Origin of the sequence: Veillonella sp. HPA0037 (genome assembly GCF_000411535.1) — a bacterium.
Classification (GTDB): Bacteria; Bacillota; Negativicutes; order Veillonellales; family Veillonellaceae; genus Veillonella; species Veillonella atypica.
In genome coordinates this window covers 639630-663124 of record NZ_KE150483.1, presented here as the reverse complement: position 1 = coordinate 663124, position 23495 = coordinate 639630, and the positions used below count along the sequence as shown (strand labels likewise).

At 40.4% G+C, this 23495-nt stretch carries 19 protein-coding genes, 1 tRNA gene and 1 other RNA gene; all 21 read left to right on the top strand.

What is annotated here, in order from left to right:
• The first annotated feature begins 13 nt into the window (after positions 1 to 13).
• Entirely contained in the window at positions 14 to 2707 is a 2694-nt protein-coding gene (locus HMPREF1477_RS03140; RefSeq protein WP_016475792.1) for a DNA translocase FtsK, read from the top strand.
• Positions 2708 to 2720: 13 nt separating this feature from the next.
• A complete protein-coding gene (locus HMPREF1477_RS03135; RefSeq protein WP_005376169.1) occupies positions 2721 to 3173 on the top strand; it encodes a helix-turn-helix transcriptional regulator in 453 nt (150 codons plus the stop codon).
• 34 nt (positions 3174 to 3207) lie between these two features.
• Positions 3208 to 5136, top strand: coding sequence for a YgiQ family radical SAM protein (locus HMPREF1477_RS03130; protein WP_016475791.1), 1929 nt, complete (start codon positions 3208 to 3210; stop codon positions 5134 to 5136).
• A complete protein-coding gene (locus HMPREF1477_RS03125; protein ID WP_016475790.1) occupies positions 5133 to 6170 on the top strand; it encodes an ABC transporter substrate-binding protein in 1038 nt (345 codons plus the stop codon). Before HMPREF1477_RS03130 ends, HMPREF1477_RS03125 begins: the two co-directional genes overlap by 4 nt.
• Before the next feature lie 56 nt (positions 6171 to 6226).
• Positions 6227 to 7573 (top strand): 30S ribosomal protein S12 methylthiotransferase RimO, encoded by a 1347-nt coding sequence (gene rimO, locus HMPREF1477_RS03120; RefSeq protein ID WP_016475789.1) that lies wholly within the window; start codon positions 6227 to 6229, stop codon positions 7571 to 7573.
• Between the two features lie 63 nt (positions 7574 to 7636).
• A complete protein-coding gene (locus HMPREF1477_RS03115; protein ID WP_016475788.1) occupies positions 7637 to 8887 on the top strand; it encodes a competence/damage-inducible protein A in 1251 nt (416 codons plus the stop codon).
• On the top strand, positions 8887 to 9930 hold the full coding sequence (recA, locus tag HMPREF1477_RS03110; protein WP_005376148.1) for a recombinase RecA: 1044 nt from the start codon (positions 8887 to 8889) through the stop codon (positions 9928 to 9930). The genes HMPREF1477_RS03115 and recA overlap by 1 nt, the downstream gene beginning before the upstream one ends.
• A gap of 55 nt (positions 9931 to 9985) precedes the next feature.
• Entirely contained in the window at positions 9986 to 10438 is a 453-nt protein-coding gene (locus HMPREF1477_RS03105; protein ID WP_009660797.1) for a regulatory protein RecX, read from the top strand.
• 127 nt (positions 10439 to 10565) lie between these two features.
• Positions 10566 to 12110 carry a ribonuclease Y gene (gene rny / locus HMPREF1477_RS03100; protein WP_255325116.1) on the top strand — a complete coding sequence of 515 codons (1545 nt, stop codon included), beginning with the start codon at positions 10566 to 10568 and terminating at the stop codon, positions 12108 to 12110.
• 164 nt (positions 12111 to 12274) lie between these two features.
• The gene (gene dnaG / locus HMPREF1477_RS03095; protein ID WP_016475786.1) at positions 12275 to 14032 is read left to right on the top strand and encodes a DNA primase; all 1758 of its coding nucleotides are present in this window, start codon (positions 12275 to 12277) and stop codon (positions 14030 to 14032) included.
• A 21-nt stretch (positions 14033 to 14053) separates the two neighbouring features.
• Positions 14054 to 15220, top strand: coding sequence for an RNA polymerase sigma factor RpoD (gene rpoD / locus HMPREF1477_RS03090; RefSeq protein ID WP_009660799.1), 1167 nt, complete (start codon positions 14054 to 14056; stop codon positions 15218 to 15220).
• A gap of 108 nt (positions 15221 to 15328) precedes the next feature.
• Complete coding sequence (gene queD / locus HMPREF1477_RS03085) at positions 15329 to 15667, top strand: 6-carboxytetrahydropterin synthase QueD (protein WP_016475785.1); 339 nt, start codon at positions 15329 to 15331, stop codon at positions 15665 to 15667.
• Complete coding sequence (locus HMPREF1477_RS03080; RefSeq protein ID WP_016475784.1) at positions 15642 to 16304, top strand: radical SAM protein; 663 nt, start codon at positions 15642 to 15644, stop codon at positions 16302 to 16304. Before queD ends, HMPREF1477_RS03080 begins: the two co-directional genes overlap by 26 nt.
• Before the next feature lies 1 nt (position 16305).
• Entirely contained in the window at positions 16306 to 16869 is a 564-nt protein-coding gene (folE, locus tag HMPREF1477_RS03075) for a GTP cyclohydrolase I FolE (protein ID WP_016475783.1), read from the top strand.
• Positions 16870 to 17377: 508 nt separating this feature from the next.
• Positions 17378 to 17452 (top strand) — tRNA-Ile (locus tag HMPREF1477_RS03070).
• A gap of 119 nt (positions 17453 to 17571) precedes the next feature.
• On the top strand, positions 17572 to 18309 hold the full coding sequence (locus HMPREF1477_RS03065; RefSeq protein WP_016475782.1) for a class I SAM-dependent methyltransferase: 738 nt from the start codon (positions 17572 to 17574) through the stop codon (positions 18307 to 18309).
• A 21-nt stretch (positions 18310 to 18330) separates the two neighbouring features.
• Positions 18331 to 19437, top strand: coding sequence for a Nif3-like dinuclear metal center hexameric protein (locus HMPREF1477_RS03060; RefSeq protein WP_016475781.1), 1107 nt, complete (start codon positions 18331 to 18333; stop codon positions 19435 to 19437).
• Between the two features lie 64 nt (positions 19438 to 19501).
• An RNA gene (gene rnpB, locus HMPREF1477_RS09495) (RNase P RNA component class A) lies at positions 19502 to 19858 on the top strand.
• A gap of 38 nt (positions 19859 to 19896) precedes the next feature.
• Positions 19897 to 20235: a co-chaperone YbbN gene (locus HMPREF1477_RS03055; protein WP_005376172.1), complete on the top strand. Its 339-nt coding sequence runs from the start codon at positions 19897 to 19899 to the stop codon at positions 20233 to 20235.
• Positions 20236 to 20446: 211 nt separating this feature from the next.
• Positions 20447 to 21586, top strand: coding sequence for a hydrogenase small subunit (locus HMPREF1477_RS03050; protein ID WP_016475780.1), 1140 nt, complete (start codon positions 20447 to 20449; stop codon positions 21584 to 21586).
• Positions 21586 to 23487 carry a nickel-dependent hydrogenase large subunit gene (locus HMPREF1477_RS03045; protein ID WP_009660818.1) on the top strand — a complete coding sequence of 634 codons (1902 nt, stop codon included), beginning with the start codon at positions 21586 to 21588 and terminating at the stop codon, positions 23485 to 23487. The genes HMPREF1477_RS03050 and HMPREF1477_RS03045 overlap by 1 nt, the downstream gene beginning before the upstream one ends.
• The last annotated feature ends 8 nt before the right edge of the window (positions 23488 to 23495 follow it).

The following is a 23495-nucleotide window of genomic DNA, read 5'->3' as shown; positions in this document are numbered from 1 at the left end:
TTTGTATACGATTATGGCAGAAGAGAAAAAAACTTCTACACGAGGGCGGAAGCCTCGCAAAAAACGAGCTACACCGGCACCAAAAAAAGAAGGATTTTCACTGCGCAATGAAGTAAAAGGCATTATTGTCATAGGTGTTGCCATACTGGCATTGCTAGGCTTTTTTGGCTTTGATTTAGGCATTGTAGGCGAAATATTGACGGGAATATTTCGCTATGGATTTGGCTTTGGGGGCATAATTCCGTGCATTGCTGTACTATGGCTTGGATGGCGTTTGTTATACCAAGGTAAATTTATGTCTATCACACGTCGTGGTCTTCTCATAACAGTTTTTTACTTATTAGCTATTACCATGGTTCCACTATATCGTGTACCTGTGGGTGATGAATTGGCGACTACAGCACTGGCAGATCAAGGTGGTGTTGTGGGCGGTTTCTTGGCTTCCTTTATACGAACTATGTTCGGTGAAGTTGGCTCCATTATTGTTGTTGCCGTACTTATGCTTTGCTGTGGTCTCCTTATTACGCGCCTATCCTTAGGTAACGGATTGCGTAAGGCTGCTGATAAAACGCAAGTAGGTCTTGATAAGGCAAAAGAAGTAGCTGTTGAAAAGGTAGCGGTAGCTAAAGAGGTTATCGAAGATTGGAATGAACAGCGTAAAGAAGCAGCACAGCGCAAGGCTTATGACCGCGAAAAGGATATGCGATACACCGATGCAGCTCAGAATGCTGTAGAGACTCTTGAAAATAGAGGTGTTGTAGCTGCTAATGATGACTATGAAGTTGAGCCAATCGATACACATACGCCTTCTTCTTGGAAAGAATTAGCTGAGTTAGAGGCTCGTAATAGAGCGGCAGAACGATTAGTACAAATCTCTGAAGAATCTGGTGATGCTGTCGATAACGGTGAAATTCGTACTGATAGTACCGGTGATGATTCAAAAACAATGCCTGCATGGCTCCATGATCATGATGAGGAACATGCCGATATTGAAGAATTTGATACAGATGATAGTGTTGAGGATGATGTGCGTACCACCGATGAATCAGGCCCAGCAGAATACTCTTATCAACCAACAACTATTGGTTCGTTAGAAACCAATCATGCGGCGATTGCGAGTGCTGTACCTGGAAGTGGTGCGGCTGCAAGCTCTGTTAGTGCTGGTGCAGGCATGAGTTCTATGCCATTATCTGTACCATCTTTGGCAAGTACTGCTGAGGATACAGCACAGGTAGCCGTTTCTAAAGATGGACAGATTCATAGAACTTACGATAGACCATATCATTTCCCAAGCCTTGATATTTTGGCGAAAGGGGAGGTAGGTCAAAATAATAATGACGAGGTCGCGTATAATGCGATGCGCCTTGAAGATGTTTTATCTAGCTTTGGCATTTCTGCCAAGGTAGTTAATGCTACGCAAGGCCCAACCGTAACACGGTATGAAATTGAACCAGCCCAAGGTGTTAAGGTAAGTAGAATCGTAAACTTAACAGATGACATTGCCTTGAATCTAGCGGCTCAACATATACGTATGGAGGCACCAATTCCTGGTAAATCTGCTATTGGTATCGAGGTACCTAATACGAAAACAGAAGCCGTTCACTTGCGTGATGTACTTGATTGTAGTGACTTTAAAGAGGCGCGTGGTGGTATTCCAGTCGGCCTTGGTAAGGATATCGCTGGCAAACCTGTGATTACTGATTTGGCTAAGATGCCACATTTATTGGTGGCTGGTACGACAGGCTCTGGTAAATCTGTATGTGTAAATACATTGATTTCTAGTATTCTCTTTAGTCGTAAACCAGAAGAGGTTAAGTTATTACTTATCGACCCTAAGATGGTTGAATTATCCGTTTATAATGGCATTCCTCATTTGATGGCACCAGTTGTAACGGATATGAAAAAAGCGGCTGCTGTATTGCGTTGGGCAGTTCGAGAAATGGAAGCTCGCTACAAGGCATTTGCTGCATCCGGTAAGCGCGATATTAAAAGTTATAATGAAGCGCATCCTAAGTCGGCAATGCCGCTTATCGTATTGATTATCGATGAGTTGGCGGACTTGATGATGACTGCTCCTGATGATATTGAAGAATCCATTAGTCGATTGGCTCAGATGGCACGTGCTGCTGGTATTCATATGGTACTAGCTACACAACGTCCATCTGTTAACGTTATTACTGGTTCTATTAAAGCCAACGTGCCAAGTCGTATTTCCTTTGCCGTAGGGTCCCAAATCGACTCTCGTACAATCCTCGATATGGCGGGTGCTGAAAAACTATTAGGCAAAGGTGATATGTTGTTCTCTCCAATTGGGGCTAATAAACCAATTCGTGTACAAGGTGCTTTCATCTCTGATGATGAAGTGGAACATTTGGTAGAGTTTGTAAAACAACAACGAGAACCAGAATACGATGATACGGTAACGGCTGAGGCAGAAAAGGAAACCGCAGCACAAGATAATGATGAACAAGATATTTATCGTGATGAGTTATTAGAACGAGCTGTCAATCTTGTAATGGAATCTGGTCAAGCATCCGTGTCGATGTTGCAACGTAGATTCCGTATCGGTTATACGCGTGCTGCACGCCTTGTAGATACCATGGAGGATCTTAAAATTGTAGGTCCTAACATGGGTAGTAAAGCACGAGAGATTTTAATGAGTCCAGAACAGGTGAAAGCTCGATACTTCTCTGATTCTGAGGAATAGAAAGGGATATACTGTGGCTGAGTTAGGTGAAGAATTACGTCGAGAACGAGTACGTAGAAATCTCACATTTAAAGATATTGAACAAGTACTTCATATTAAAACAACCTATTTAGAAGCCATCGAAGATGGAAACTATGCAGTTATCCCAGGACGTGTATACGCTAAAGGTTTTATTCGCAATTATGGAAATTACCTTGGCCTTGATGGAGATCGCTTAGTGAAGGTTTATCAAAATCAAGTAGGTGAAGTGGATACATTCACAATACGTCCTATTATGCGTCAAAAGAAACAGGAAACTATTAATTCTGTGCAGAGTGAGTACGTTGAACATCAGATGGCAAAACGTCGTATGTCGCTTGAAACGAGACAGAAAAAGCGACAACGGTCCATTGAACAAGAACGCATTATGCTTGCTATTATTGCCGTATTCATGGTGATATTTTTGATATGGTTGTTTTTATTCTAAGATACATCGTTACAGTTAAAGGAAGGTTATATTGATGGATACATTTTTAGTTACAGAACGCGCAGATATGGAAGCGCGCGGGTGGGCAGAACTCGATTTCGTGCTCATCAGTGGCGATGCGTATGTAGATCATCCATCTTTTGCGCCTGCCGTAATTGGTCGTTATCTAGAATCCAAAGGCTATCGAGTTGGTATTATTGCCCAACCTGATTGGAATGATGTTAATGCTTTTAAAAAATTAGGGAAGCCTCGTCTTGCATCGCTTGTTACTGCAGGCAACTTGGATTCCATGCTCAATAAGTTTACGGCAGCTAAAAAAATCCGTCGTGAAGATGATTACTCACCGGGAGGTGAGGCAGGACATCGCCCCGATAGAGCGACCTTGGTATACTCTAACCGCATGAAAGAAGCCTTTAGAGATGTGCCTCTTATCATTGGTGGCATCGAGGCTTCATTGCGGCGTTTTGGGCATTATGATTATTGGTCTGATACGGTGCGTCGGTCTATTCTTGTAGACTCTAAGGCTGATGTACTTATATATGGCATGGGTGAATTACAGATTATAGAGTTAGCCGAAGCACTAGATCAAAATCGATTCGAAGAATCATTGCCCAATATACGTGGTATTTGTTATATGTCAAAAGACATACCATCCATTGATTGTGTTGAATGTCCTTCCTTTGAAGAAATCAAGGTAGATAAAATGGCCTTTGCCGATGCTTTTCGCATTCAATATGATGAACAAGATCCATTCTATGGACGACCTATTGTACAAAAACATGGCGATCGCTATGTCGTACAAAATGTACCAGCCTTACCATTAACACAGGAACAAATGGATGCGGCTTATGATTTACCATACACACGTAAATGGCATCCATCGTATGATGATAAAGGGGGCGTACCTGCATTAAGCGAGGTGCAGTTTAGCCTTGTTAGTCAGCGTGGTTGCTTTGGTAGTTGTTCATTTTGTGCTATTACTAATCATCAAGGCCGTATCATTCAAAATCGCAGTCATCAGTCATTGATTGATGAAGCGAAATTGATGATTAGTATGGATGACTTCAAAGGTTACATTCATGATGTAGGTGGTCCAACGGCCAATTTCAGACATTTAGCATGCGATAAACAAGCCGTCTTTGGCGCTTGTAAAGGTCACACCTGTGCGGCGCCGGAACCTTGTGAAAATTTGAATACTAATCACGATGATTACATTGCATTATTGCGCAAGTTACGAAAGTTAAAGGGCGTAAAAAAGGTCTTCGTCAGATCGGGGTTACGTTATGACTATGTTTTAGCCGACAATAATAAAGCCTTTGTAAAGGAACTTTGTCAATATCATGTGAGTGGTCAGCTAAAGGTTGCGCCTGAACATGTATCCAAACGTGTAACGACTATGATGGGCAAGGCTGGTAAAGAAGAATTTTTGACCTTTAAAAAATGGTTTGAAGAGGCAAATCGTGAATTAGGTAAAAAACAATATTTAGTTCCGTATTTTATGAGTTCTCATCCAGGATGTACATTAGAAGATGCCATAGAATTGGCTGAATTTTTACGAGATCAGCATATGTACCCTGAACAAGTGCAAGATTTTATTCCTACACCGGGCAGTCTTTCAACGTGCATGTATTATACGGGAATTAATCCTCTTGATGGCAAGCCTGTTTATGTGGCTAAAAAAGGTCGTGACAAGGCTAAGCAACGGGCTTTGATGCAATATAAAAACATTGAAAATTACGACTTAGTAAAAGAGGCCCTAATAGAAGCTAATCGGCGTGATTTAATCGGCTTTGGACCTGAGTGCTTAATTCCACCTAGACCAATTGGACAAGGTAAAATGCAAAATCAAGGACGTAAAAAATCAGGACAATCGAGAAGCAGTCAATCTCGATATGTTAGAAGTGGTTCTCCTTCACAGGTCAATAAGACTAAGGGAGAACGTAAAAGGAGATTTACGCGATGAAACGATGGATGGCATTTAGTGTTTTAATGCTTTTTGTCATAGGTATGATGGGGTATGGCATATACTTTTATCGAGAGGAGCAAATTGAAAAATCAAAAGCGCCTGTACGCGGTGAAATTACGGTTTATACTGACTTACCTAATAACTTAACAACACTATTAGCTGATAAATATTTAGAGGATAAAAACGTAAAAGTTAATATTATGCCACTCACTGAGGAGCAAATGGAACAACGGGTTTCCTCTAAGTTAGCAGATTCATCTGGTGATGTAGTGATTACATCTGAGGATAACCTCGTCATCGGTGCTAGTAAAGATAAGTTTGCTCCTATTGTAAATGAACGCATAGATGAGGTCTTGGATCGCCTAAAGGATTCAAATGGTTACTGGGTCGGCTTATGGTATGATCCTATCGTTTTTGTACAAAATGAATCATTTTACAATAAACTAGGTCAACATATTACGACTTGGGATACCTTGCAAAAGCCTGGAAACTGGCGTGTGGTGATGACAGATTTCGGAGCTTCTCAAAATGCGGCTAATCTTTTGTACAATTTGGTGGAATATAAAGGCGAGCCAGATGCTCTTGCAGATTTATTGGCTTTAAAAACACATGTTATACAACATTCTAAGTTCCTTTCCACACCTGTACGGCTAACAGCTCTTGGTGAATCGGATATTGGCATTGGGAATCTTTCTGATGCACAACAGTACATTCGCCATTCTTATCCTGTAAAAATGATTTATCCTAGTGATGGCACATCATTTTATGTAACAGGTGCAGCGGTGCAAAAAGATTCTAAGCATAAAAATGAAAGTATAGAGTTTATTACCTGGTTACTATCTAGTGAAACTGCAAAATATATGATGAATAATAATTTTACCTATATATTCGCCAATCCTGAAGTTACCGAACCCGTAGATACACTAGGGCGTTCCGTAGTGTTATGGCCTGTTAATGGCGGCTATACAGTGGAGGGAAAAGAACTTTTATTGAATCACTGGGTTAGCCAAGTACGTTTTAGAAAAGATTAATAGAAGAGTATTTCTATACAATATCGTTACATTCTATAAATAAGAAAGGATTTAGAATGACCAAATCATTGGGATATATTAGCCTAGGTTGTGCTAAAAATTTAGTAGATACAGAGGTTATGCTTGGATTGTTAAAGGATGATGGTTATACCATTACCGATAATTTATATGAGGCTGACTTAATTATCATAAATACATGTACCTTTATAGAGAAAGCTAAGGAAGAATCTATCAATACGATTCTTGAAGCTGCTCAGTATAAAGAAACTGGTCGTTGTAAAGGCTTAATTGTAGCAGGTTGCTTGAGTCAACAATACCAAGATGAGTTGTTTACAGAAATCCCTGAAATTGATGCCCTTATTGGTACTGGTGCATGGAATCAAGTTATGGTAGCTGTTGATGCGATTGAACATGGCAATCGTAGCTGCATCATGGAAAATATCACTAATATCTATGATGAACGCATGCCTCGCATTCAAACGACGCCTCGCTACAGTGCGTATGTAAAAATTGCAGAAGGTTGTAACAATGGTTGTACATTCTGTATCATTCCTAAGGTGCGTGGTGCATTTAGAAGTCGTTCCATTGAATCTATTAAGGCTGAAGTTGAACGATTAGCTGCGTCAGGGGTTAAAGAAATCGTTCTCATTGCACAAGATACGACTAGCTACGGCATTGATTTAAATAATGGTAAACCATTACTTACAGAGCTGTTAAAAGAATTGACTAAGGTTGAGGGAATTGAGTGGATTCGCATGCTCTATTTATATCCAACATTCTTTAGTGATGAATTGCTTGATATTATCGTCAATGAACCGAAGCTTTGTAAATATGTTGATATACCATTACAACATGTAAACAACGATATTCTTAAACAAATGAATCGTCGTGATTCTCGCGAGGATATTGAGCGATTATTAAAGAAAATCCGCAATGCACCAACTCATGTTACATTGCGTACATCGATTATTGTTGGATTCCCTGGTGAAACAGATGAACAGTTCCAAGAACTTTGTGAATTTGTGAAGGATATCAAGTTTGATAATATGGGTGTTTTCACATACTCTCAAGAGGAAGGGACCATTGCAGGGGCTCGTGAAGATCAAATACCAGAAGAGGTTAAAGAAGAACGCTATCATACATTGATGTCTATACAAGCTGCTATTTCTGAAGAGAATAATCGCGATTTAGAAGGCACTATTGACTATGCCATGATTGAAGAATTAGAAGAAGGCGATAATAATACTGTTCTTGCAAAAGGTCGTTTGAAATCACAAGCTCCAGATGTAGATGGGAATATGTATATCGAAGACTGTGGCGATAAGGTTAAAGCTGGAGATATTGTACAGGTACAAGTAGAGCAAGGTTTTGCTTACGATGTAGTAGCTACTATCGTAGAATAATATTGATTGGTGTATTAGGTAATACCACTATTAACACATCTGAAGTGATGGGAGGTATTTACAATGATTGTAGAATTAATTTCTACAGGTTCTGAATTATTGTTAGGGGATACGGTGAACACCAATGTCTCTTGGTTAGCTCAGGAACTTAATAAATTAGGTTATACCATAGCGTATCAGTCTGTGGTGGGAGACAATCCAGGCCGTATGTCTGAAGTGTTTAAAAAAGCGGCACAACGTGCTGATCTCGTGATTAGTACAGGTGGGTTAGGACCAACTCAGGGGGATATAACACGGCAAGTTTTGGCATCGTCCTTAAATCGCAGTGTCGTATATAATGATGATGCTATGGCTGAGGTGCGACAGTTTTTCAAACGAGTAGGTCGTGAAATGCCTGATGCGAGTCGTAGAGAGGCTATGTTGCCTGATGGCTCTAGTGTTTTAGCTAATCCTGTCGGCGTTGCACCAGGCGTAGTAACCGTAGATGGCGATGTAACCTATATACTATTACCAGGACCTCCAGGTGAGATGAAGGGGATGTTTACACAAAGTGTAGTACCTTACCTTCATAAGCGTTTTGGCTCACAAGGTGTTGTAACGTCTTATCGTTATGGCGTTTATAATATTCGTGAAATCGATTTAGAAGAACGTGTGATGGATTTAATTAAGCAACAATCAAATCCAACCATAGCCTTGTTAATAAAAAAAGGCTACATTGAATTACGCATTACTGCAAAGGCTTCATCTCTCGATGAAGCACATAGATTGTTAAATCCTTGGGATGAAATCATTCGTCGCCGTTTAGGTTCTTTGATTGGCCGTAAGTTAGATATTTCTATGGAGGAAACACTCGGTAATACGTTAAAAGAATCGTCTGCGACCATTGCTACGGCAGAGTCTTGTACATCTGGTTTAGTTGGTAAACTATTGACAAACGTAAGTGGTAGTAGTGATTACTATATGGGTGGCATTATATCCTATAGCAATGAAGTAAAACATCGGGTCTTAGGTGTGCCACAAGATTTACTCGATACATATGGTGCTGTGAGCGAACAAGTAGCCAAAGCGATGGCTGAAGGTGCAAAACGCGTATGCAATACGACATATGCGGTGTCTACAACGGGGATAGCAGGACCTGGTGGTGGCACACCGGATAAACCAGTGGGCCTCGTTTGGTTTGGCGTAACTGGACCATATGGAACCGTTGCTCACAAAGCTAATCTTATTGGAAATCGAGAAGATATCCGCCAAAGTGCGGCTGAATTAGCATTATACTACATGAATTTGTATATTCAAGAAAAAGGGGATAAATAATGGCTGTTGATGGTAGACAAGCAGCGTTGGATAACGCATTAAAACAAATAGAAAAAGACTTTGGTAAAGGTGCTATCATGCGCCTAGGTGAAGCGGCAGATCGTATGAATGTTGAGGTTATTTCCTCTGGTTCTCTTGCCATTGACCTCGCTGTAGGTGTAGGTGGTTTCCCTCGTGGTCGTGTCATTGAAATTTATGGTCCAGAATCATCTGGTAAAACAACTGTTGCTCTTCACGCTGTAGCTGAAGCGCAAAAACAAGGTGGCGTCGCTGCATTTATTGATGCGGAACATGCAATGGACCCAATCTATGCACGTAATCTTGGCGTAGATATTAATAACTTGTTAATTTCCCAACCAGACAATGGTGAACAAGCCTTAGAAATTACAGAGGCGCTTGTACGTAGTGGTGCTGTAGATATCGTTGTAGTTGACTCTGTTGCTGCATTGGTACCTAAAGCAGAAATTGAAGGGGAAATGGGTGATGCTCACGTAGGTCTTCATGCCCGTTTGATGAGTAAAGCATTGCGTAAATTAACAGGTACTATTAATAAGACAAAAACCGTTGTTATCTTTATCAACCAATTGCGTGAAAAGGTAGGCGTAATGTTTGGTAATCCTGAAACAACGACCGGTGGTCGTGCCTTAAAATTCTATTCTTCTGTACGTCTTGATGTGCGTAAGGGCGAATTGATTAAGGCCAATAATGAAAATGTAGGGGCCCGTACAAAGGTTAAGGTTGTTAAGAATAAGGTGGCACCTCCATTTAAAACTGCTGAATTTGATTTGATGTATGGTCAAGGGATTTCCAGAGAAGGTACTCTTATCGATATCGGTACTAATATGGAAATTATCAAAAAATCTGGCGCGTGGTATTCCTATAATGGGGAACGGATGGGACAAGGTAAAGAAGCGGCAAAACAATACCTCTTCGATAATCCTCAAGTAGCTGAAGAAATCGATCGTATCATTCGTGATACATTGGCAGCTGAACCAGAAACATTTGATGTTGTTGGCGAAGATGCTACACCAGAAGAAGATTAATCGATATAGCATATAAAAAAGGGCTACTGTGTAGCCCTTTTTCATTGAGGTTATTATGATAGACGATATGTTTACAGAAGAGGAAAAGCAGGCTGCGTTAGATCAAGCCTATCGATTTCTTGCACAGCGCTTTTTAAGCTCTTATGAGTTGCGCCAAAAGATGAAACGAAAACAGATTCCATCGGATCTCATCGATTACGTAGAAGAGCGATTAATTTACTATGATTACATTAATGATGAGCGTTTAGCGAAACAGGTTGTATCCTATTTGATGAGAGAGCAGAAATATGGTGCATATCTTATAAAGCAAAAAATGAAACAGAGAGGACTTGATGTGCCTCGTGATATTGAAAATTATGATGAACTGGCGGCCGCTTTTCGAATCGTAGATAAAAAATATGGTGAATCTATAAGCGATATTCCGCGTATAAAAATAATGAATTTCCTAAAAAATAGGGGATTTTCTATGAGCACTATTACTAAGGTTTGCGAGGCCTATCAATCTTGACAGAAAGGGCTTTCAAGCATAAAATTAAAATAGCCTTGTAAACATATAATGTATTATAGGTTATTAATTTAATATGTTAAAAATCAGGAAACAAGGGGCGTAGTGCCCGTATGTGAAGATACAGGAGGTGAGACTGATTTTAGAGTATAGTCTAATTGCAGTAGTAATGGTGCTAATTGGACTAGGTGTAGGCTATTTTTTACGAAAAAATATTGCTGAAGGAAAACTGAATCAAGCTGAGCAAGAGGCTGAGCGCATTGTCGCAAATGGCGAGCGCATGGCTGAGTCTAAAAAGAAAGAAGCTTTATTAGAGGCGAAAGAAGAAATTCATAAGCTCCGTTCTGATGTAGAACGAGAAAATAAAGAGCGTCGTTCTGAATTACAACGTATGGAACGCCGTATTCTTCAAAAAGAAGAATCTTTGGATAAAAAATTAGACAATATTGAGCACAAAGAGGAAGCTTTACATCGTAAAGAAGCTGACTTAGTTCAAAGCAAAGAAAAAATTGATGCTTTGTATGAAAAGCAAATGGCAGAATTAGAACGTATTTCTGGCATGACCTTTGATGAAGCTCGGAACATCTTGTTAACTAATGTAGAACAAGAAATCCGTCATGAAACAGCTATCATGGTAAAAGAAATGGAACAGCAAGCTAAAGACGAAGCTGAGAAAAAGGCTAAGGAAATTATTTCCGGCGCTATTCAACGTTGCGCAGCTGACCATGTCGCAGAAACAACTGTTTCTGTTGTCGCATTGCCAAATGATGAAATGAAGGGACGTATTATTGGTCGTGAAGGTCGTAATATTCGTGCTCTAGAAACATTAACTGGCATTGATTTAATTATCGATGATACACCAGAAGCTGTTATTCTATCAGGCTTTGATCCAATTCGTCGTGAAGTAGCGCGAATTGCATTGGAAAAATTGATTGTCGATGGTCGAATTCATCCAGCTCGTATTGAAGAGATGGTGGCAAAAGCTCGTAAAGAGGTGGACCAAACAATTAAAGAAGCCGGTGAACAAGCAACCTTTGAGGCAGATGTTCATGGCTTACATCCTGAAATTATTAAAATTTTAGGGCGTTTGAAATACCGTACTAGTTACGGTCAAAATGTGTTAAAACATTCTATCGAAGTATCTCATTTAGCAGGTCTTATGGCCGCAGAACTTGGCTGTGATGTGATATTGGCTAAACGAGGTGGTTTAATTCATGATATCGGTAAGGCGCTAGATCGTGAAATCGAAGGTTCCCATGTGGAAATCGGTGTTGATGTAGCCCGTAAGTATCGTGAAAGCGCAGCAGTAATCAACTGTATTGGAGCCCATCATGGTGATGAAGAATTCCAATCCGTAGAGGCTGTTCTCGTAGCAGCAGCAGATGCTATCTCTGCAGCCCGTCCAGGTGCTCGTAGAGAAACCTTAGAAAATTACTTAAAACGATTATCTAAATTGGAAGAAATCGCTGAATCTTTCGAAGGCGTTGAAAAGTGCTTTGCTATTCAAGCCGGTCGAGAAATTCGCGTTGTAGTAAAACCGGATAAGATTGATGAAGCTGAATCTACATTACTTGTTCGGAATATTGTAAAACGCATTGAATCCGAATTAGAATATCCTGGTCAAATCAAGGTTGTTGTCATTCGTGAAACACGCGTTGTCGATTTTGCTAAATAGGCATTATACTTAAAATTGTAGGCTGCAATATTGTATTGCAGCCTATCCTTTTTAATTGTCACTTATTTATTAGAGGATTTTTGAAAGTTTTATCGAATATAGAATTATAGACATGTTTCGTCTATGACTGTATAGTCGATAAAAATATGTAGGGAGGTGTTCTGGTGAGTCGATATTTTGAAAATGAATTAATTGAACAAATTAAAGATGCCAATGATATCGTATCCGTTGTATCAGAACACGTTACCTTAAAGAAAAAAGGTAAGAATTATTGGGGTTGTTGTCCATTTCACAATGAAAAGACGCCATCCTTTAGTGTGGCTCCTGACAAGGGGTTTTATTATTGTTTTGGCTGCCATGCATCGGGAAATGCCATCAAGTTTTTGATGGAACTAGAGGGTATTACCTTTGTTGAGGCCTTGGAACGGCTTGCTAATCGAGCTAATATACCATTGCCAGAAGCTAAACTTTCACCACAGGTGCGGGCAAGAGAGGAACGACGAAAGAAATTATATGAGGCCTGTGATTTGGCGGCGAATTTTTTTCACAACTGTTTGCTAAAAACATCTCTTGGTAAGGCTGGATTAGAGTACCTAAAAAAACGGGGCCTTACAGATGAAACCATAGAAAAGTTTAAACTGGGATTTGCTCCTGATGGTTGGGATAGATTATATAAGGCCTTTAGAGAACGGGGGATCGAAGAATCAATCTTGCTCGAGCTTAATTTAATTCGTAAGAATGACAAAGGGCAGGCCTATGATTTCTTCCGTAATCGTGTTATGTTTCCTATTATGGATGGCAAAGGTCGTGTAGTCGGCTTTGGGGGCCGTGTTATGGATGATAGCACGCCGAAGTATTTGAACTCTCCAGAATGCCAAATATTTGAAAAAGGTAAGATTTTATTTGCCTTTGATAAGGCTTATAAATCGATACGCGAAGAAAAACAAGCCATCTTAGTAGAAGGCTATATGGATGTCATTTCCGCCCATAATAAGGGAGTAACCAATGTAGTTGCTTCGCTTGGAACGGCATATACAAAGGACCATGGTCATATCTTGATGCGCCAAGCAGATGAAATTATACTAGCTTACGATATGGATGGTGCCGGTCGTCAGGCTGCTGCGCGTGCTATTGAATTACTACAGAATACGGATTTCAAAGTTCGTGTCTTGGCTATGCCTGATGGTAAGGATCCAGATGACTATGTGCGAAATCACGGCGGAAAAGCGTTTAAGGAATTAGTAGAAAAGGCCGTTAAGCCACTCGATTATTTATTAAGTGAGTCTCTTATCAAGCATGATACGAATGACGCAGAAGGCAAACAAGCAGTTATGCAAGATATATTCCCATTTATTGCGAATATTCATAGTCAAACGGTACGAGACGATGCATTAAAGGCACTAGCATTGCCATTATGGTTAGATAATAGTACTATATTCCGCTATTTTAGGAATTATACCCAAAAGGGGAATATTGAATTAGTTGATGAAAAGACTACACAGCCTAAGAAGATTGTCAGTGGTGATGAAGAGTTATTGATGGCCCATGTTATTACAGATTCAAAGGCTTTACAAGAGGTTGTACAATATTTACCACTTGAGGACTTTCAAAATATTCAATATCGGGGTATAATAGAAAAGATATACACCTTATTTACTCAAACAGGTCAATATCAGCCGGAATCTGTGGAGGACGTATTGACGCCTCAAGAATATGAAATTTTTTCACGGCTTATGATAATTGAGGCAAATGAGGCTGTACCTGTACTTATCCGTAAAATACGGCTACATTCCCTACGGGAACAATATAAAATGCACTCAATTTTGGCCGATCAGTTAAAACGTGCAGGAGATTCGGCATTTATTAGCGAATTACATAAATGTCAGGAAATACAAAATCTAATTAGAGAATGGTCTAAATAGTAAGTAATAAAGGAGAGCGCTGTGGCTAAGAAAGTACAAAAAAGTCAAATAGAGGAGATTGTGGCACAACTTCTTGAAAAAGGCCGTAAAAGCGGTGTGTTGACACAATCAGAAATTTCAGATGCTCTTCATGAGCAAACTGATTTAACAGCAGAACAATTAGATGATATTTATGTTACTTTTAACAAACTAAATATCGAAGTTGTTCCAGATGTTGAGGACGATGATAAAGACGATGCCCTTGAACCTGATGATGATGTCGATGAGGACCGTGATGCGGCGTCTGAAAAAAATATCTCCATTGACCTAAGCGTAGATGCTAGTGTTAATATCGACGATCCAGTTCGTATGTATTTGAAAGAAATTGGTCGTGTTCCATTGCTTTCAGCTGACGAAGAAATCGTATTAGCAAAACAAATTGAAGCAGGGGCAGAGGAAGATGCTACATATAAAGAAATTCAACTTAGCAAAAAGGCTAAGAAGAAATTGGTAGATGCTAACTTGCGCCTTGTTGTAAGTATTGCTAAACGTTATGTTGGCAGAGGCATGTTATTCTTGGATTTGATTCAAGAAGGTAACTTGGGCCTTATCAAAGCGGTCGATAAATTCGACTATACAAAAGGTTATAAATTCTCCACCTATGCAACATGGTGGATTCGTCAAGCGATTACGCGGGCTATTGCAGACCAAGCGAGAACAATACGTATTCCAGTTCACATGGTTGAAACTATCAATAAATTGATTCGTATTTCCCGACAATTATTGCAAGATAAAGGCAGAGAACCAACGCCGGAAGAAATTGCGGAAGGCATGGGTATCACTGCGGAACGTGTTCGTGAAATTCAAAAAATTGCACAAGAGCCAGTATCCTTGGAAACACCAATTGGTGAAGAAGAAGACTCCCATTTGGGTGATTTCATCGAAGACCAAGATGCGGTGGCACCAGATGATGCGGCTAGCTACATCTTGTTGCAAGAACAAATCGAAGACGTTTTCACATGCTTAACAGACCGTGAACAACAAGTATTGATTTTACGTTTTGGTTTGAAAGATGGCAAACCACGTACCCTTGAAGAAGTAGGCCAACACTTTAACGTAACTCGTGAACGTATTCGTCAAATCGAAGGTAAGGCATTAACAAAATTACGTAATCGTGGTAAACGCGATAAAATTAAAGATTTCCTATAAGAATGTCTTAACCATTAGGGCTGCAGTACATATACATGTATGGCAGCCCTTTTGTGCTATAATAAAAGTAATATAATACACTAAGTTTTTAGATATATAGGGGATAACATGTATACTGTTAGCAAACGTTTAGAGGTGAGTGCATCTCATCAATTACAATTAGATTATCCGAGTAAATGTCAGAGTTTACATGGGCACAATTGGATTATAACCGTTCATGCGCGTAGCGAAGAATTAGATCATAATGGCATGGTGATTGACTTTACGATCATTAAAGAAAAGATTCATGGCCGTCTTGATCATAAACATATCAACGACGTATTAGGGGATATTAATCCTACTGCAGAAAATATGGCGAAATGGATTGCCGATGAATTAGGACCAAAATGTTTTAAGGTAGAGGTTCAAGAGTCAGAAGGAAATGTTGCTATCTATGAACGTGATTGAACTATTTTCTTCCATTGATGGAGAAGGGAAACGGCAAGGATTTTTGACTACCTTTTTGCGCCTCCATGACTGTAATATTCGCTGCTCTTATTGCGATACATTGTATAGTTATGGTCCTGAAAGCACTTTTGAAAGCATGAGTGTTCAGGCTGTAGCTGATGCGATTGAACAATTAGAAAATCATCGCATCACCATTACCGGTGGAGAACCGCTTTTACAGGAACCGGCCATTATTGAACTTATTGATGAGTTAACAAGACGTAATGCGCGATATGATTTTAATATAGAAACGAATGGTACAATCATACCCAGCTTTCACAGAGATAATGTATGGTTTACCTATGACTACAAGACACCGTCATCCTTAGCTGAAGAGGCTATGAATCTAGATATATTCAAGGTAGCTACACCTGCGGATATCATTAAATTCGTAGTTGGTTCTATGCAAGATTTAGACCGTATGAATGAAATTCTAAAAACATATCCTACGGATGCGCAGATTTTCGTGTCTCCTGTATGGGGCAATATTGAAGGGGCTACGATTATTGAGTATATGAAAGCCCACAATTGGCAGAACGTTAGGTTTCAGCTGCAAATTCATAAATTTATTTGGGACCCTGATGCGAAAGGAGTATAACATGGACACAAAACGAATCGAATCATTAGTGTATCAATTACTGGAAGCATTGGGAGAAAATCCAGATCGTGAAGGCCTCGTAGAAACACCAAAACGGGTGGCCCAAATGATGGAAGAAATGTTTGAAGGCATCCAATATACGAATGCAGACATTGCGGAAATGTTTGGTAAAACCTTTGATGTTGATACAAACCAAATGGTAATTGTAAAAGATATTACTTGCTTTTCCCATTGTGAACATCACATGGCCTTGATGTATGATATGAACATTAGCATCGGCTATATTCCTCGTGGCCGTGTCATCGGCTTATCCAAGATGCCACGCATTGCCGAAATGTGTTGCAAACGATTACAACTACAAGAAAAAATCGGTGAAGACATTGCCGAAGTCATCTCCATTGCCACCGGCACCGACGACGTCATCGTCCACATCACAAGCTCCCATAGCTGCGTCAGCGCCCGCGGCGTAAAATCCGCCAACAGCAAAACCACAACCCTCGCCACCAAAGGCGTCTTCGAACAAGACGACATGATCAACCGATTCCTAACACTAAAAAATGCATAGACGAATGTATCCTGTCTGAGCCCGGAGCCCCGTAGATACTGAAAATTTCTTGCTCACGGAATGTCGGATAGAGTAGAACATGCAGTTCCTCTCAAACGACTTATCTCCTGTTTGGGCCCAGGGCACTGTGAATACTGAAAACTCTTAGGTGCTCAGTTGTCGTATAGTAACAAAAAGAAGGGTTGTCCAACCGACTTTGCCTGTCTAAGCCCGGAGCCCCGTAGATACTGAAAATTTCTTGCTTACATAGATGTCGAAGTGTAACGGAAAGGTACCGTCCACAAACGATTTTTCCTGTTTAATTCGGGATTCCCGTAGATGCTGTAAATTCTTTGCTCACGGAATATAGGATAGAGTAGAACATGCAGTTCCTCTCAAACGACTTTGCTAAGTCGAGGCCCTAGGCCGAAGACTGTTAAGGCGGTGGAGGCTTGAGAAGAACTGCATGTTCGGAAATAACCTAGTTGACGTGAGCAAGAATTTTCAGTATAATTTTATACGCAAGCTTGGGCCTATAGCTCAGGGGTAGAGCAACCGGCTCATAACCGGTCGGTCCCTGGTTCGATCCCAGGTGGGCCCACCAAACTTGTATAAATTGAATCAATGAAACCTGCTCCGATTGGAGCAGGTTTTTTGTTATAATATAGATATGAAGAGTAGATAGTATGAAGGTCGATGGACCTGTTAGTATACGAGGTAGTTATGAAAGCAAGAGCTATGATGGATCGTTTAGAGGCGGTCTTTGATATCGTTCCCCATGCAGAAGCTATTGCAGATATTGGAACGGATCATGGTTATTTAGCTGTTGAGTTAATTGTGAGAGGCAAGGCCAAACGCGTTATCGCTGGTGATGTTCATAAGGGCCCTTTGGAATCGGCTAAGTCCTATGTTACATCTCAAGGGCTTAGCAATGTGATCGACTGCCGCCTTGGTGATGGCTTGCAAGTTACTAAAAAGGGCGAATTAAATGGCGCCATCTGTTGCGGTATGGGTGGATTTTTAATGCGCGATATCGTCGAGGAAGGTCCAGAACCGCTGGAGTTTTATGTGTTACAACCTCAGAATGGCCAAGCTGAATTGCGCCAATATATGGTGGAAAAAGGATACCGTATTGTCAAAGAAATTATCATGAAGGATATGGGGAAAATGTACACTGCATTTGTAGCCGTTCGTTCTGACTGTATCGATACATATGGTGACAATGCTAGCTATTCGATTCATTCTGACGATGCTCTTTATGATACATTGCCAAAAACCTCTATTCTTTGGTCTGCAGGGGCTTTATTGGCCAAAGAGAAACCTGCATTGTGGAATGAATATGTAGATTTTTTGATATATCAACGACAATGTGCGCTAGATGGCATGACAGTGGAACTTTCACATACGGAGAAATATAAACAATTACAACATGAAATAGATGAATTAGCCAGCCTGCGCTAATTATCGGTTAGGAGTGATACGATGGTGTTAGCAAAACAAATTATAGAATCGATGGAACAATGGGCACCGCCTCATTATGCTGAGTCATGGGATAATGTAGGCCTTATGGTGGGTTCGAAACAACGCGATGTATCCAAAATCATTACGACTCTCGATATTACACCTGAGGTCATAGAATATGCGATAGTTGAACAGGCCCAAATGATCATTAGCCATCATCCATTTATTTTTAAAGGTCTGAAATCATTACATTTAGATAGTCCTCAAGGAACATTAATCGAGAAACTGATAAAAAATGATATTGTTGTATATAGTGCACATACGAACTTAGATATTACCATTGGCGGACTCAATGATATGTTAGCGAACCGATTAGGATTGACGAATGTGAGAGGCTTTGTTCCGACCGGTTCTGATATGGTATATAAAATTACCACCTTTGTGCCGACCGATACTGCCGATGCAGTACGTGAAGCAATGGCTAGTGCTGGCGCTGGTCGTATTGGCAATTACGAATCATGTAGCTTTAGTTTTGCAGGCGAAGGTCGGTTTAGAGGTAATGATGAATCCCATCCGGTCATTGGTGAAGCTGGAACATTGACGGTTGTACCAGAGGTGGCCGTTAATGTTATCGTAGATGGTGCTCATAAACAGGCTGTTATCAATGCTATGAAAGAGGCTCACCCTTATGAAGAGGTGGCATACGAAGTATTTACGTTACATGAACCTAATGTAGGTCGTACGTTGGGTCGTATCGGTGAATTGCCTGAGACTATGGATTTTGAAAGCTTCCGCGAGCACCTCCAAGAATCTTTGCCACATGCTAATCTTAGATTTGGAGGCATTAAAAAAGATTCTATTAAAACGATAGCCCTTTGCTCTGGTGGTGGTGCAGAGTTTATCAAAAATGCAGTTAAGGCTGATGCATATGTAACAGGAGATGTAAAATACCATGATGCACAGCTAGCTAAAGAACTAGGTTTACTCGTCGTAGATGCAGGCCATTTTGGTACGGAAGAGATTGTGGCTGATGGTATCCGCGATTATTTACGAGACCAATCTGACAAAGGTGGCTGGGATATTACTGTACAATCCTTTGAGAACCAAGCAGATTTTTTCTTTGAATAAAATCTATTTTAATAGTAAATTTCGATATTCTTGCATAGTATATACAGCTATGATAAACTGAATTGAAGCAAGTATGAAAGACGGTTGCGAGTCCGTTGGACTCGAGGAAAGTCCGAGCTCCATAGGGCAGGATGCCAGATAACGTCTGGCGAGGGTGACCTTAGGGAAAGTGCCATAGAAAAGGAAACCGCCACGTCAGTGGTAAGGGTGGAAAGGTGAGGTAAGAGCTCACCAGCAGTCTGGTAACAGGCTGGCTCGGTAAACCCCATCCGGAGCAAGACCGAATAGGGAAGGGTTAACGGTGGTCCCGCCTACCTTCCGGGTTGTGTCGCTCGAGCGTGCAGGCGACTGTACGTCTAGAAAGATAATCGTCACCGCGTAAGCGGAACAGAACTCGGCTTAATGATTGCTTGCTTCTTATATAGTTTATAATATGTAACACATAAAGGAGGCCTTTCAATGGCTATTACTGCTATTACAAGCGTAGAACAATTTGATGAATTAGTATTAGGTTCTAAAGAGCTCGTTATTGTAGATTTTTGGGCTGGCTGGTGCGAACCTTGCACAGTTATGCGTCCAGAAGTAGAAGCTGTAGCAGAAAAATTGGACGGCCGCGTTAAATTCTTCAGCGTAGATGCAGAAGATAAGGCTTTGCGTCCTATTCTTTTAAAAGAAGATGTAGAAGGTATTCCTTCCATGGCATTCTTTAAAGAAGGCAAACTATTAGATCGTCTTGCAGGTTACAAAAAAGCTGCTGTATTAGAATCTTTGATCAATGAAGTGATTAAACAATTCTAATTGATGAGAACACCTAACTGGATAATAGTAGATATTATCTAGCTAGGTGCTTTTTTTATCAATTTTTTTGATATATATACATAATGTCATAGTTTTATGTAATTTAAAATGATATAATAAGTTAATCGAGATAATATATCTCTCAATAGTTATAGTTGATTAGGTAATATATACATATTGCTGCAAAGTTGTTGTAAGGAGGCTGTATTCCATGAAAAATCGTGTGAACAGTTTATGGACTCTCTTCCAAGAGAGACGTCTCAGTCGACGTACATTTATGAAATCTTGCGTGGCGTTGACTGCTATTCTAGGGTTGCCACCTACTATGCTTGATACAGTTGTAAAAGCTGCAGAAACAACAGAATTACCTACTGTAATCTGGCTTCATGGTCACGAATGTACCGGTTGTAGCGAATCCTTTATTCGCTCTTCCTCACCATTTACATCCGATGTAATCTTGAATATGATTTCTTTGGAATATGATGATACATTGGCTGCAGCATCTGGAGAACCTTTAGAGGAACACCTTAAAAAAATCATTGCTGAGAAAAATGGCAAATATATCCTCGCTGTTGAAGGTGGGGTTCCATTGGATGAAAATGGTATCTACTGTACAGTAGGTGGCCGTACATTTAAGGAATCTTTATTAGAAGCTGCTAAAGGCGCTGCTGCAATCATCGAGTATGGTTCTTGTGCATCTTGGGGCGGTATTCAAGCGGCAAAACCAAATCCAACAAATACAGTGTCTGTATCCTCTGTTGTATCTGGTAAACCTATTATTAAAGTTCCTGGCTGTCCTCCAATTCCAGAGGTTATGACTGGTGTAGTTATGCACTACGCATTATTTGGTCAAATTCCTCCTTTGGATTCTCAAGGCCGTCCTAAACAATTTTATGGCAATCGCATTCACGATACTTGCTACCGCCGTGCATTCTTTGACTCCGGTCTATTCGTTGAAGAATTTGACGATGATGCATCCAAAGCTGGTTGGTGCTTATATAAAGTAGGTTGTCGTGGACCTCAAACATATAATTCTTGTGGTAACTTGCGTTGGTGGAATGGTTTGTCCTATCCAATTCAATCCGGTCACGGTTGTATTGGTTGCTCTGAAAAAGGCTTCTGGGATAACGATGTATTCTACAAACGATTACCAGATATTCCATTGGCAAACACCATTACCACAGCTGATACAATCGGCACAGTAGCTGCTGTTGGTGCTACCGCTGCAGTTATCGTACATGGTGCTGCAACTCTTACGCGTAATAAAATTCTTGATATGAAAGAAGAAAAACGCTTGAAAGAACAAGGCTTATGGGATGAAAAGAAACATTATAATGGAGGAGGTCACTAATGAAACGCGTAGTAGTAGATCCGATTTCCCGTATTGAAGGTCATTTACGGGTAGAAATAAAAGTTGATGAAGCAAGTGGTAAGGTAGAGGACGCATTGTCCTCTGGTACTGCTTGGCGTGGCATCGAACTTGTTGCAAAGGACCGCGATCCTCGTGACCTTTGGGCATTTGTGCAACGTATTTGTGGCGTATGTACAACAACACATGCATTGGCAGCGTTACGTGCTGTAGAAGATGCAATTGGTATTTCCATCCCTAAAAATGCAAACTACATTCGTAATATCATGCATAGCTCTTTAGATGTGCATGACCATCTCGTGCATTTCTATCATTTACATGCACTTGACTGGGTTAGCCCAGTAGCTGCACTTAGTGCGGATCCAGCTAAAACTGCACAATTACAAAATGACGTATTAGCTACTTATAATGTAAGCGGTCTAGCGCCAGCTGAAACAGCATCTAAAGATTCTGCATATCCTAAGGAATTCCCTAAAGCTACAACTGCTTACTTTACAGCTGTACAACAAAAGGTAAAGAAAATCGTAGAATCTGGCCAATTAGGCATTTTCTCTGCTCAATGGTGGGATCATCCTGATTACCAATTATTGCCACCAGAAGTTCATTTGATGGCCGTATCTCATTACTTGAATATTCTAGACCGTCAACGTGACGTAGTTATTCCTCACGTTGTATTCGGCGGTAAAAACCCTCATCCACACTATATTGTAGGTGGTATGCCATGTTCTATTTCTATGAATGACATGAATGCACCTATCAATACACAGCGTCTTGCTGCTGTAGAACAATCTATTGCATTGGCTAAGGATTTAGTAAGTAATTTCTACTTGCCAGATTTATTAGCTATCGGCAAAATTTACGTTGAAAAAGGCATGGTCGATGGTGGTGGCCTTGCGAAAAAACGCGTTATGTCTTATGGCGATTATCCTGATGATGCGTATACAGGTATTTCTGATGGCGATTACCATAAAAAATGTATCGTTCGCTCTAATGGTGTTGTAGAAAACTTTGCATTAGGTGTAGATAAAGCTACATTTATCCCATTAGAAGGTAAGGATTTTATGGATCCTCAATACCTCAGTGAAGAGGTTGATCACTCTTGGTTCGCATATCCAGATGGCACTAGCACACTTCATCCACTCGATGGTGTGACAGACCCTAAATTTACAGGTCCTAAATCTGGTACAAAAGAAAAATGGGAATACCTTGATGAAGATAAAAAATATTCTTGGATCAAGTCACCAACTTTCAAAGGCAAAACAGCAGAAGTGGGTCCACTAGCTAAATATATCGTTGTATATACAAAGGTAAAACAAGGCATTATCACTGATCCAACTTGGGCTGAATCCATGATGGTTCGTCAAATCGATACTGTATCCCAAGTATTGGGTGTGCCTGCTCATGTATGGATGACGACAATGGTTGGCCGTACCGCATGTCGTGGCCTTGATGCACAAGTGGCTTCTAATATTAGCCAATACTTCTTTGATAAACTCGTAGCTAACATTAAAAATGGTGATACTACTGTTGCGGATACATCTAAATTTGAGCCAAATAAATGGCCTAAGGATGCTAAAGGCGTTGGTCTTGTAGAGGCACCTCGCGGCGGTTTGGGTCACTGGATTCATATTAAAGATGGTCGTTCTGCAAACTATCAATGTATCGTACCATCTACATGGAATGCATGTCCTAAGACAGCAGCTAACGAACATGGTGCATACGAAGATTCTATGATTGATACACATGTTAAGATTGCGGATAAACCTCTTGAAATCTTGAAAGTTATCCACTCCTTTGACCCATGTCTCGCATGTGCAACCCATTTATACAATAAAAAAGGCGAAAAAATTGTTTCCGTCAATACAGATGCATTGTGTAAATAAAGGGTGGT